Annotated in this window: 11 protein-coding genes; 7 read left to right on the forward strand and 4 right to left on the reverse strand. The window is 67.4% G+C overall.

The window, feature by feature from the left end; translation table 11 throughout:
* Positions 1-35 precede the first annotated feature (35 nt).
* From astD to AAC014_RS16655, 4 genes are read right to left on the reverse strand one after another with little or no spacing between them, the layout of a single operon-like run.
* Positions 36-1,442: a succinylglutamate-semialdehyde dehydrogenase gene (gene astD, locus AAC014_RS16640; protein ID WP_339710741.1), complete on the reverse strand. Its 1,407-nt coding sequence runs from the start codon at positions 1,440-1,442 to the stop codon at positions 36-38.
* Positions 1,439-2,440, reverse strand: a complete 1,002-nt coding sequence (locus AAC014_RS16645) for an arginine N-succinyltransferase (protein WP_339710744.1) — start codon at positions 2,438-2,440, stop codon at positions 1,439-1,441. Before AAC014_RS16645 ends, astD begins: the two co-directional genes overlap by 4 nt.
* Entirely contained in the window at positions 2,440-3,636 is a 1,197-nt protein-coding gene (locus AAC014_RS16650) for an aspartate aminotransferase family protein (RefSeq protein WP_339710746.1), read from the reverse strand. Before AAC014_RS16650 ends, AAC014_RS16645 begins: the two co-directional genes overlap by 1 nt.
* A gap of 40 nt (positions 3,637-3,676) precedes the next feature.
* A complete protein-coding gene (locus AAC014_RS16655; RefSeq protein WP_339710748.1) occupies positions 3,677-4,690 on the reverse strand; it encodes a DUF1338 domain-containing protein in 1,014 nt (337 codons plus the stop codon).
* Positions 4,691-4,778: 88 nt separating this feature from the next.
* Here AAC014_RS16655 and gcvA point away from each other — a divergent pair, with 88 nt between their 5' ends.
* The 7 genes from gcvA to motA all read left to right on the forward strand — a co-directional run bounded on the left by gcvA (position 4,779) and on the right by motA (position 11,592).
* Positions 4,779-5,666, forward strand: coding sequence for a transcriptional regulator GcvA (gcvA, locus tag AAC014_RS16660; RefSeq protein WP_339710751.1), 888 nt, complete (start codon positions 4,779-4,781; stop codon positions 5,664-5,666).
* A 38-nt stretch (positions 5,667-5,704) separates the two neighbouring features.
* Positions 5,705-6,727 (forward strand): COX15/CtaA family protein, encoded by a 1,023-nt coding sequence (locus AAC014_RS16665; RefSeq protein ID WP_339710753.1) that lies wholly within the window; start codon positions 5,705-5,707, stop codon positions 6,725-6,727.
* Between the two features lie 153 nt (positions 6,728-6,880).
* A complete protein-coding gene (gene rplM / locus AAC014_RS16670) occupies positions 6,881-7,354 on the forward strand; it encodes a 50S ribosomal protein L13 (protein ID WP_293779748.1) in 474 nt (157 codons plus the stop codon).
* A 3-nt stretch (positions 7,355-7,357) separates the two neighbouring features.
* Positions 7,358-7,870, forward strand: a complete 513-nt coding sequence (gene rpsI, locus AAC014_RS16675) for a 30S ribosomal protein S9 (RefSeq protein ID WP_339710758.1) — start codon at positions 7,358-7,360, stop codon at positions 7,868-7,870.
* An 83-nt stretch (positions 7,871-7,953) separates the two neighbouring features.
* The gene (locus AAC014_RS16680) at positions 7,954-10,008 is read left to right on the forward strand and encodes a protein-disulfide reductase DsbD domain-containing protein (RefSeq protein ID WP_339710761.1); all 2,055 of its coding nucleotides are present in this window, start codon (positions 7,954-7,956) and stop codon (positions 10,006-10,008) included.
* Positions 10,009-10,046: 38 nt separating this feature from the next.
* Positions 10,047-10,649, forward strand: coding sequence for a thioredoxin family protein (locus AAC014_RS16685; RefSeq protein WP_339710765.1), 603 nt, complete (start codon positions 10,047-10,049; stop codon positions 10,647-10,649).
* A gap of 70 nt (positions 10,650-10,719) precedes the next feature.
* The gene (gene motA / locus AAC014_RS16690; RefSeq protein WP_339710767.1) at positions 10,720-11,592 is read left to right on the forward strand and encodes a flagellar motor stator protein MotA; all 873 of its coding nucleotides are present in this window, start codon (positions 10,720-10,722) and stop codon (positions 11,590-11,592) included.
* Positions 11,593-11,598 lie beyond the last annotated feature (6 nt).

Here is an 11,598-nt window from a genome sequence, read left to right on the forward strand (position 1 = left end):
GAATCACCCCTCCGTCAGCGTACACCAGTGTATGTTTACCCGTCTAAGCCGGGAACCTCCACCGCGCCAACCCCTGCCGCCTCGAAACTGGCGATGGGGTACGCGCAATAGTCCGCTGCGTAATACGCACTTGGGCGATGATTTCCAGAGGCCCCGAGTCCGCCGAACGGCATATTCGCCGCCGCGCCCGTCGTCGGCCGGTTGCGATTGACGACGCCCGCGCGGCTTTCCTCGATGAAACGCGTCCATAGATCGGCGTCTTCGCTGATGAGCCCGGCGGAAAGCCCGAAAACCGTATTGTTCGCAGCGCGCATCGCCGCGTCGAAGTCGCCCACGCGGATCACCTGCACCACCGGCGCGAAAATCTCGGCGTCCGGCACATCGATACCGGTCACGTCTAAGATCGCGGGCGTCACGAACGCGGCCGAACGCCCCTCGATGCCCGCGAACGGCCGAATCACCTTCGCTCCGCGCGCCACGATCCCGTCCACCGCAACCCGCGCACCGCCAGCGGCGGCCTCGGACACGAGCGGCCCCATGAACGCTGCGCCCGCCTCATCCCACGCGGCGATGCGCAACCGCCCGGCCATCGCGTCCACCGCCTCCACGATCGCGTCACCCACCTTGCCTTCGGGCACGATCAGCCGCCGCGCGCACGAGCAGCGCTGGCCGGTGGTCACAAAGCTCGACTGCACGATGATCGATGCGGCAGCCTCCGGCGAATCCCACGCGACAAGCGGATTGTTGCCGCCGAGTTCAAGCGCGAGGCTCACATGCGGACGGTCGATCAGCGCGCGCCGCAGCGCCGCGCCCGCCCCCGCAGAGCCCGTGAACAACAGCCCATCGATATCGCCTGCAACCAGCGCTTCGCCCGTCGCCCGCGCACCCTGCACGATATTGAGCACGCCTTCGGGAAGCCCCGCCTCGGCCCACGCCGCGACGATCGCCTCGCCGATGGCGGGCGTGATTTCAGATGGCTTGAACACAACCGTGTTCCCGGCAAGCAGTGCCGGGATGATGTGCCCGTTCGGCAGGTGGCCGGGGAAGTTGTACGGCCCCAGCACCGCCATCACGCCGTGCCCGCGATGACGCAGCACGGCGCGCCCGAACGGCATGTCCGCCGCCCGCTCGCCGGTGCGCTCGGCAAACGCGCGGATCGAAACCTCGACCTTGCCGATCATCGATCCGATCTCGGCCTCGGTCTCCCACAGGAGCTTGCCCGTCTCGCGCGAAATCAGCCGCGAAAGCTCCGCCTTGCGGCTGCCGAGCACTTCGCCGTAGCGCCGCGCAAGCGCGATCCGCTCCTCGAGTGGGCTCGATCGCCACGCGCCGAGTGCAGCGCGTGCCTTTGCGATGGCGGCATTGCAATCGTCTGCGCTTGCGGCCGGGCCTTCCCATACGGTTTCGCCCGTCGCCGGATCGATCGAATGGAAAATCGTCATGCAGAGACCCTCACCGCGTCGCCGTTGCTCAGCTTCAGCGCATCGGCCGCTTCTTTGGTGATCGTCACGGCGGTCTCGCCAACGCGGGCCGCCGCGCGCACCGATCGGAACCCGTCGATCTGTGTCGTCGATAGCAGCGCTTGGCGCTCACCGGGCTCGCCGATCTCCAGCCGCAGCGTTTGCGTTGCGCGGATCGTGGCGACCTCGGCTGCCGAACAGGTCATCGTCGGCCCGCCGTCGAAAATGTCGATCAGGCCCGAGCGTTCGAAGCCTTCCTTCTCCAGCAGCGTCAGCGCCGGCTCGCCGTCGCGATGAACACGCCCGATCGCCGCGCGCGCGTCCGCATCGATGAGGTCGACATAGATCGGGTGGCGCGGCGCGAGGTCGAGGATGAACTGACCATCCGTGGAGGTCACCATGCGGTCCGCCTCCTCGAACGGCAGCCGAAAGAACTTGGAGGCGACACCTTCCCAGAACGGCGAATGGCCGGTCTCGTCGAACCAGCCGCGCAGCTCCGCCATGATGGTGTGCGAAAAGCGCGTCGGCTCGGCGCCGATCAGCATGTAGCGCGAGCGCGCGAGCAGGCTCCCCGCACCGCCGCTGCGCCGCTCGGGCCGAAGGAACAGCGATCCCACCTCGGTCCACCCGCCGCACTCGTTCACCAGCACCAGCGCCTGATGGTCGAAGCGCGTCCCGATGGCCGACGAATATTGCGCGAGCGTCATCACGCGGAACGAAAAGTGCGGGCGTTTCAGTCCCACGGCGGCACGAACCCCGGCCAGCCCCTCGACCCGTCCGGTCTCGGTGTCCTCCAGCATGATCGTGTACCACGCCTCGGCAGGCGCGATGGCGCCCGTGAAGCTCGCCTCCGCGAGTTCAAGGCGCGCCGCAAGCGTCGCCTCGTCCTCAGGCAGGCTGGTGAACCCGCGGCCTGAAAGCACCGCGAGTTCCATCATCACATCAAGGTCGGCCGGGCCTGCCGGCCGGATCACCAGCATCAGGCCGCCTTGGCGAGGCGCGTCCGCGCATCCGCGAACGCCGCGTCGAGCCGCTTCACGACCTCCGCCGCCTCGGCGCTGGAAAGCAGCAGCGAAGGCAGCAGGCGCACGCAGTTTTCGCCGCCGCCCGCAACAAGAATGCCGTGATTGCGCGCCAGCGCCATGAACTCGCGGTTGTTGGGCACGAGCTTCAGGCCGATCAGCATCCCCTTGCCGCGGACTTCGACGATCAGATCGCTGTGCTTGTTTTTAAGCGCGTTCAGTTGCTCCACGAGTTCGGCCGAAACAGCGCGGGCGTGCGCCAGCGTCTCTTCCTTGGAGATTTCGTCGAACGCCGCGATGCCCACGGCCATGGCGAGCGGATTGCCGCCGAAGGTGGAACCGTGCGTGCCGACGACCATGCCCTTCGCCGCTTCTCGCGTAGCGAGGAACGCGCCGACCGGGAAACCGCCGCCGAGCGCCTTGGCGATCGCCATGATGTCCGGCTCCACGCCTTCGAACCACTGGTGCGCGAACAGCTTGCCCGTGCGCCCCATGCCGCTCTGCACCTCGTCATAAATGAGGAGCACGCCGTGCTGCGTGCAGAGGTCGCGCACGCGCTTCAACCATTCGCCGGTCAGCGCCCGTGCGCCGCCCTCGCCCTGCACGGGCTCCACGATCACCGCCGCCGTCGTCGGCCGCGCAATCGCTTCGGCAATGCCCGCCTCGTCGTCGAGGGTCAGCTGCACGTAGCCCGGAAGCCGGGGTCCGAAGCCGTCGAGATACGATGCGTTGCCCGATGCGTTCACTGCCGCGTAGGTGCGGCCGTGGAACGAGCCCGCGAAGCCGATCACGTCGATCCGCTCCGGCGCGCCGTTCACATGGTGATATCGCCGCGCGGTCTTCAGTGCGCCTTCGATCGCCTCGGACCCAGAATTGCCGAAGAACACGACGTCCGCGAACGTCGAATCGATCAGGCGCTCAGCCAGCGCCTCCTGCCCCGGAATGCGGAAGATGTTGGAAACGTGCCACAGCTTCTTCGCCTGTGCTTCGAGCGCGGCGACCAGCTTCGGGTGCGCGTGGCCAAGCCCGTCGGTCGCAATGCCCATCACGCAGTCGAGCCAGCGGTTGCCGTCGACATCATAGAGCCACGACCCCTCACCGCGATCGACGACGAGCGGTGCCCGGCTGTAAACCCCAAGCAAATTGTCGGACATGGTCTTCTCCATCAAAAAGAGTTCGGCGCTGCTTACCGCGTTACGCTGCGCGCGTCATCGCGAAGATGCCGGTCGCGTTGCCGCTGTCGAAACGCAAGTCGAGTGCGCCGCTCGCGGGGTCCGCGTCGCGCGTGATGAACTCGTAGAACGAGCCCGGCACGGTGCGGCGCACGCCGCCCGCGAACTTGCGCTCAAACGTATCGGCGCGGAATGCCGTCTGCCGCACGCGCCCACTGCTCGACACTTCCACCGCGTCCTTCATCGGCCGGCCTTCGGCCTTCAGCCGCGCGGCGAGCGCATCGACATCGGCCACGCGGTCGGTCGCGTGGTTGAAAGCGTTACCCTCCGTCGCGATCCACGCCGCTTCGCCCGAGCGCGCGAGCAGCGCCTCATAGTCGCCGAGCGTCACGGGGTCGTGATGGCAGTCGAAACAGGCGACGATGGCCGGCAGTGCCACCAGCGCATCGGCGAGCGGTACGCTGCCGTCCGTCGCGAAAGCCGCGAGCACGTCCTGCGCGTCGGCGTTCAGCGGATCGCGCGTCGTGCCGAAAACACGCTCGGCGGCGCGCACGAAGCCCTCGTCGAAGCGCTCGACATGAAGCTCGCTCACGAAGAACTGCGGGATCGCCTCCGGTGCGTCGAGATGGCAGTAAGCGCGACCCGTCATCCGCAGCGCGGGCAGCGGATACGTGTCGGCCACGCGGTAGCCGAGCGGCTCCAGGATGCGCTGGAACGCGTCCTGTCCGGCGGGGAGCGCACCGGTCGGGCCTTCCCGGAAGCGCACGGTGCGCAGCGCGCCGTGGTCGAATGTGATGCGCTCGCCGCGCGCCACCGTATCCGCCACATAGGCCGCGCCGCTCGGCACGCGCCTCAGCAGGTCGTCGAACAGCAGCACGTTCAGCGCCATCGCAAATGCCGCGCGTGAGACGGTCTCGCCGGTTTCCGCAAGAAGCGCCGCATCGATGGAGAGTGCGCCGAGCGCCTTCGCGCCGCCTTGCGGTCCCAACGTATCGATCACCAACCGTTCGACCGCGCCTACATTCGCATTCGACATGATAAAACTCCCAACGTTCCAGAGCCGATTGTCAGGAAATCACAAAGATGGCAAACAAGGAGCCTTCATCTACTCATGCGATTTTGGAATGAATGAACGCCGCCACCTGCCGCCGATCGGCGCGCTCACCAGCTTCGCCGCCGCCGCGCGTCACGGCAGCTTCTCGCGCGCCGGGGAAGAGGTCGGACTGACGCAGAGCGCCGTAAGCCGCCAGATTGCCCTTCTGGAAGACTGGCTGCAGACGCCGCTGTTCGACCGCACGGGCCGCCGCGTCGCGCTGAATGCCGACGGCCGCGCTTATGCCGACGAGATAACCCCCGCGCTCGATCGCATCCGCCGCGCCACCGCCCGTCTCGCCTCGCGGCGGCCGGACAATGCTCTCAGCATCGCCACCCTGCCCAGCTTCGGGATGCGCTGGCTCGCGCCCCGCCTCCCCCGCTTCACGGCCGAACACCCCGACCTCGTCGTCAATTTCGCCGCGCGGTCGGACACGTTCGATTTCGCTGAGGAGGATTTCGACGCCGCGATCCACTTCGGCCTGCCCGATTGGCCCGGCGCGGCGCACGATTTCCTGTTCCGCGAAACCTCGATTCCCGTCTGCGCGCCCGCATGGCTCGCCGCAAACCCGCTCGCCGCGCCCGCCGACCTCATCGGCAAGCCACTCTTGTTCCAGACCTCGCGCAAGGACGCATGGACCCGCTGGTTTCGCCTCGCCGGAGTAACCACGCCCACCGTATCCGGCCCGACCTTCGAACATTTCCTGATGCTCGCGCAGGCCGCCGCGGCGGGCGCGGGCGCCGCGCTCATCCCCAGCTTCCTCATAGAGCCGGAGCTTGCATCGGGCGCCCTCGTCTCGCCCTTCGATCTGCCGCTCGCCACTGACGACGCTTATTATCTCGTCTCCCCCGAAAGCGGCGGCAACGAAGCCCTCGCCCGCTTCCGCGACTGGGTGGTGCGCGAGGCCGCGTCATCGTAGCGCTTGGCGCGCCCTGCGCGCTGCATTAATCCCGCCGCATGACCTCTCCTGCCCGCCCCCGCGCCATTGCGCTCTGGCTTTATGTCGTCGCAGCGCTCGTCTTCGCGATGGTCGTCGTCGGCGGCATCACGCGTCTCACCGAATCCGGCCTGTCGATGGTCCGCTGGGAGCCGATCTCGGGCGTCGTCCCGCCCTTGAATGATGCGGAGTGGCACGCAGAATTCGAAGCCTACAAGGCCTACCCCGAATACCAGAAGGTCAACCGGGGCATGTCACTGTCCGAGTTCAAGGCGATCTTTTTCTGGGAATATCTGCACCGCGTGCTCGGCCGCTTCATCGGCCTCGCCTTCTCGTTGCCGCTCGCGTGGTTCTGGGTTCGCCGGGCGATCCCCGAAGGCTACAAGCCGCGCCTGCTCGCGCTCCTGTCGCTCGGCGCCTTACAGGGGGCGATCGGCTGGTGGATGGTCGCCTCCGGCCTCATCGACCGGCCGGACGTCGCGCACGACCGCCTCGCCGTGCATCTCGGCACCGCACTTTTCATCCTTGGCGGGCTCGTCTGGACCGCGCGCGATCTCATGGCGCTCCACCGCCGCGAAGGCCGCTCGCGGCTCACAGGTTTCGCCGTGCTGGCGCTTTCGGCGCTGGCGATCCAGATCGTCCTCGGGGCGTTCGTCGCCGGGCTCAATGCCGGGCACGCCTTTGCCGAATGGCCGCTCATGGGCGGGCGCTTTTTCCCCGAAGGCGTGCAGTGGCTGGAGCCGCTTTGGCGCAACGTCGTGGACAACCCCGTCGTCGTGCAGTGGGTGCACCGCTGGTGGGCGTGGATCGCCGCGGCGCTGCTCGTCCTGCTTTCCGTGCGCACGGCGCGTGAAAGCGGGGGCAGCGCGCCACGTCTGGTGCTGCTTCTGCTCACTGCGCAGATCATCCTCGGCATCGCCACGCTGCTCACCGGCGTGGCGCTCCACGTGGCGGTCGCGCATCAGGCGGTCGCCGCGCTGCTGGTGTGGACGGCGGTTTCGTGCGCGCATGGCCTCGGCAGGCCGGGATACCGGATGCACTGAAAGCCACTGATTCCGTTTGTAAATTTGCCTGAACACCATAATACCCCACGCCTAAGCGCCTATTTCACTTGACGCTTTTGCGGCGCTCCATCATATGCCGCGCCGTTCACGCGGGCGGCTTCATGCGGCCCGCCTTTGTTTTGGGATCGAACCATGCACACCAAGTCCACGGTCTCGGCGAAGCCCGCCGAAGTCGAAAAAAAGTGGCTGCTGATCGATGCCGACGGTCTCGTCGTGGGCCGTCTCGCTTCGATCATCGCCAATCGCCTGCGCGGCAAGCACAAGGCGATCTACACGCCGCACGTCGATTGCGGCGACAACGTCATCGTCATCAACGCGGGTAAGGTCCGCTTCACGGGCAACAAGCTCAAGGACAAGACCTACTACCGCCACACCGGCTATCCGGGCGGCATCAAGGCCGTCACCGCCGGCAAGATTCTCGATGGCCGCTTCCCGGAGCGCGTGCTCGAGAAGGCTATCGAGCGCATGGTTCCGCGCGGGCCGCTCGGCCGCGCGCAGATGCGCAACCTTCGCATCTATGCGGGCGCAGAGCATCCGCATGTCGCACAGAATCCGCAGGTCGTCGACGTCGGGTCGATGAACCGCAAGAACAAGGTGGGTGCCTAAGTCATGGCTGAAGAGAAAATGGGTCTTGAGGATCTGAAGGATCTTGCCGTCGAAACCGTCGCCGACACCGGCACGGGTGCGCCTGTGGTCGTCTCATCCGCACCGCTGCGCGAAAAGGAAATCGACGCGCAGGGCCGTGCTTACGCCACCGGCCGCCGCAAGGATGCCGTCGCCCGCGTCTGGATCAAGCCGGGCACCGGCAAAATCACGGTCAACGGCCGCGATCAGACCGTGTATTTCGCGCGTCCGACGCTGCGCCTCGTCATCAACCAGCCCTTCGACGTGTCGGAGCGCGGCGGCCAGTTCGATGTGGTCGCCACCGTTTCGGGCGGCGGGCTTTCGGGTCAGGCCGGCGCAGTAAAGCACGGCATCAGCCAGGCTCTCACCAAGTTCGAGCCGGAACTGCGCGGCGTCGTCAAGGCTGCGGGTTTCCTCACCCGCGACAGCCGCACCGTCGAGCGCAAGAAGTACGGCCGCGCCAAGGCGCGCAAGAGCTTCCAGTTCTCGAAGCGCTAGTCCGCTTTCAGAATCACGTTCAAAGGGCCGGCCGCAACGCCGGCCCTTTCCGTTTGGGGGGAGTGCCGCTAAGCCTTGGCGCCATGTTCCGCGCCGTTCTCCTGCTGCTTGCCGCCCTCGCGTCGCCCGCCCTTGCGGCAAGCGCCGTGCAGAACCCCAACACCCGCGTCGAGCTGATCGCGGAAAGCGCCGCGCCTGCGCCCGGCAAGACCGCAGTGCTCGCGATCGTCACGACGCCCCGCAAGGGCTGGCATACCTATTGGAAGAACCCCGGCAGCGCGGGCATCGAAACGCAGGCGGCGTGGACCCTGCCGGAGGGTGCCGCGGCCTCGGCCATCCGCTACCCCGTGCCGTCGACGTTCACCGTCTCGGGCATCATGAACTACGTGTTCGAAGGCGACGCGGCGCTGCTCGTCGACCTTTCCGTGCCGCAGCTTGCGCCCGGCACACCGCTCCCCGTGAAGGTGCGCGTCGATTATCTCGTCTGCGACGATGAACTCTGCGTCCCTGAAAGCGCGGACCTCGCGCTCGACCTCGAGGTCGGCGACGGGGCAGTTGATCCTGCCGCCGCACCGCGCTTCGAAAAGGCGCGCGCCGCTTTGCCTCGTCCGGTCGACTGGCCCGCGCGCTACGCCCATGCGGATGGCAAGTTCCGCCTCTCGGTCGATACCACCGGCGCGGGCGATGTCAGCCGCGCCTACTTTTTCCCCGAAGCCGACGGCGTTCTCGATTACGACGCGCCGCAGACTGTCAGCCGCAGCGGCGACACGCTCATCATCGAAACCACGGCAGGCGCCAATGCCGATCCCGGCGCGGTGAGCGGCGTGCTACGCCTGGACCGCGCCGACGGCAGCCATTTCGGCGCCAGCCTCACCGCAAACGCGGGCGAGGTCGCGGCAGCGGGCGCGCCGCTCGCGTCTGCTGGACACGAACAGCATCAGCCCGGCCTGCCGTCCGCGCTCACTGCTCTCGCACTTGCCGTCCTCGGCGGCTTCATCCTCAATGTGATGCCGTGCGTGTTCCCGATCCTCGGGCTCAAGGCGCTCAGCCTGGCAAACGGCGGCCATTCCGAAAGCGCCGCGCGGCGCGAAGCGCTTGCCTACACAGCGGGTGTCGTCGGCACCTGCGTCGCACTCGGCGCCCTTATCCTCGCGCTTCGCGCGGCGGGCGCGCAGGTCGGATGGGCGTTCCAGCTTCAGGATCCGCGCGTCATCTTCCTGCTGCTGCTGCTCGTCACCGCCATCGCGCTCAACCTTGCCGGGCTGTTCGAAGTGCGCGCGCCGCAAGTCGGCGGCGATATGCTTGCATCGCGTGGCGGAACGCAGGGCGCGTTCTGGACCGGCGCACTTGCAGCAATCGTCGCTACGCCCTGCACCGGGCCGTTCATGGGCCTCGCGCTTGGTGCGGCCATTCTGCTTCCAACCGCGCTCGGTCTGCTCGTCTTCGCCGGGCTGGGGCTTGGTCTCGCCCTGCCCTTCATTCTGATCGGCTTCATCCCCGCGCTCCGCAATCGCCTGCCAAGGCCCGGTCCGTGGATGGTGACGTTCCGCCGCATCATGGCGCTGCCGATGTTCGCGACCGCCGTTGCACTCGCCTGGGTGCTCGGGCGGCAGGCGGGCGTTTCGGGCATGAGTTTCGGCATCGCCGCCGCCGTGTTCCTCGCTGCTGGGCTCTGGTGGGTCGGCATTCGCCAGCACGGCGGGCGCCCCGCCGCCGTGCCGCTCGTCGTTGCCGCGCTCTCCGTGGCAACCGTGCTCCTCATCACGCCGCGCGCCGAGGCGCCCGTCGCCAATGCGGCGCTGCCGAACGTCGAGCCCTTCACCGAAGCCCGCCTCGCCGCCCTTCGCGCCGAAGGCCCGGTGTTCGTCTATTTCACCGCCGACTGGTGCATCACCTGCAAGGTGAACGAAAACGGCGCCCTCTCCGCGCCCGCCGTCACCGCCGCCTTCACGGAGGCCGGAATCCCGACGCTCGTGGGCGATTGGACCAACGCCGATCCGGCAATCACGCGCTTCCTCGAAAGCCATGGGCGCGCCGGTGTCCCGCTCTATCTCTTCTACGCGCGCGGCAAGGATGCGGAGGTGCTTCCGCAGCTTCTGAGCGAGGCGCTGATGCTGGAACTCGCCCGCCGCGCCTGATTATGGCATCCTTTCCCTTCACCAAAGGGAGACGAGACATGAAAACAGCCATCGCCGCTTTCGCTGCCATCGCCTTCGCGGGAACCGCCTGGGCCGCCGAGGTCGGCAAGCCCGCCCCCGCCTTCACCGCGCAAACGGCAGCGGGCAAGACCGTCAGCCTCAAGGATTTCGCCGGGAAAACCGTCGTTCTCGAATGGACGAATAGCGGCTGCCCGTTCGTGAAGAAGCACTACGATTCCGGCAACATGCAGAAACTGCAGGCCGATGCGAAGGCGAAGGGCGTCGTCTGGCTCACCGTCAACAGCAGCGCGCCCGGCAAGCAGGGCTACGTCGACGGCGCGCTCGCCGCGAAGGAGATGAAGGACTGGACCTTCCAGCCGACCGCCTATCTGCTCGATCCGGCAGGCAAGATCGGCAAGGCCTATGATGCGCGCGCCACGCCGCACATGTACGTGATCGACGGCAAGGGCGTGCTTCGCTACGCGGGCGCGATCGACGACAAGCCGACCGCGAACCCCGCGGACATCAAGGCCGCGAAGAACTACGTCACCGCCGCGCTCGGCGACGTTGCCGCCGGCCGCGCCGTCGCAAGCCCGGTCACCCGCGCCTACGGCTGCTCGGTGAAGTACCCGGACGCTTAAAGCGCCCTTAACCAGCGCGGCCCCACCATGACCCTCGCGTACGTGTATCTGTCTCGCGGGGTCGTGGGTCGTGATTATCTTTTTCGGGCTGGCCATCGTGCTTGTCTGCGTGTTCGGCAGCTTCCTGATTGCGGGCGGCGAACTCGGCATCATTGCCGGGGCGCTGCCGCAGGAGCTGCTGATTATCGTGGGCGCGGCGGCGGGCGCCTTCATCATCGCCAACAGCAGCACGACGCTGCGCCGCGCCGCTGAAGGCGTGCGCCGCGCGTTCGAGGGTGAGCGCTGGGGCAAGGCCGATTATCGCGACCTCCTCTGCCTCCTCTTCCTCCTCATCAAGACGCTGCGCACGCGCGGCGTGGTCGCGATTGAAAGCCACATCGAATACCCCGAGGAATCGCGCCTCTTCGCGGCCTTCCCGCGCATCGCGGCGGACCCGGCGCTCGTCTCCTTCATCTGCGACTACGTGCGCATGATGGCGATGAACTTCGAGGATCCGAACCAGATGGCCGACGCGATGGAGGCTGATCTCGATCGCCACATCGCCGAGGAGTATCAGGCGCAGGGCGCGCTCCAGACACTCGCAGACAGCCTCCCCGCGCTCGGCATCGTCGCCGCCGTGCTCGGCGTCATCAAGACCATGGGCTCGGTGGATCAGCCGACCGAGGTCCTCGGCGCCATGATCGGCGGCGCGCTCGTCGGCACCTTTCTCGGCGTGCTGCTCAGCTACACCGTCGTCGGCCCCATCGCCTCCCGCCTCGCGCAGGTGATCGATGCGGAGGCTAAGTACCTCACCCTCGTGAAAACCGTCATCGTCGCGCACCTGCAGGGCCAGGCGCCGCAGGTCGCGGTCGAGCTCGGCCGCCGCACCACGCCATCGAACCACGCCCCCAGCTTCGCCGAAATGGAAGCCGCGCTCGACGCCCTGCCGCGCGACCTCGTCTAGCGCTGG

It is taken from the genome of uncultured Sphingosinicella sp. (genome assembly GCF_963974575.1).
GTDB lineage: Bacteria > Pseudomonadota > Alphaproteobacteria > Sphingomonadales > Sphingomonadaceae > Sphingosinicella.

Excerpts from the sequence above, each read along its gene's own strand:
- astD (WP_339710741.1), bottom strand. The coding sequence starts at position 1,442 with ATGACGATTTTCCATTCGATCGATCCGGCGACGGGCGAAACCGTATGG.
- AAC014_RS16645 (WP_339710744.1), bottom strand. The coding sequence starts at position 2,440 with ATGCTGGTGATCCGGCCGGCAGGCCCGGCCGACCTTGATGTGATGATG.
- AAC014_RS16650 (WP_339710746.1), bottom strand. The coding sequence starts at position 3,636 with ATGTCCGACAATTTGCTTGGGGTTTACAGCCGGGCACCGCTCGTCGTC.
- AAC014_RS16655 (WP_339710748.1), bottom strand. The coding sequence starts at position 4,690 with ATGTCGAATGCGAATGTAGGCGCGGTCGAACGGTTGGTGATCGATACG.
- gcvA (WP_339710751.1), top strand. The coding sequence starts at position 4,779 with ATGAATGAACGCCGCCACCTGCCGCCGATCGGCGCGCTCACCAGCTTC.
- AAC014_RS16665 (WP_339710753.1), top strand. The coding sequence starts at position 5,705 with ATGACCTCTCCTGCCCGCCCCCGCGCCATTGCGCTCTGGCTTTATGTC.
- rplM (WP_293779748.1), top strand. The coding sequence starts at position 6,881 with ATGCACACCAAGTCCACGGTCTCGGCGAAGCCCGCCGAAGTCGAAAAA.
- rpsI (WP_339710758.1), top strand. The coding sequence starts at position 7,358 with ATGGCTGAAGAGAAAATGGGTCTTGAGGATCTGAAGGATCTTGCCGTC.
- AAC014_RS16680 (WP_339710761.1), top strand. The coding sequence starts at position 7,954 with ATGTTCCGCGCCGTTCTCCTGCTGCTTGCCGCCCTCGCGTCGCCCGCC.
- AAC014_RS16685 (WP_339710765.1), top strand. The coding sequence starts at position 10,047 with ATGAAAACAGCCATCGCCGCTTTCGCTGCCATCGCCTTCGCGGGAACC.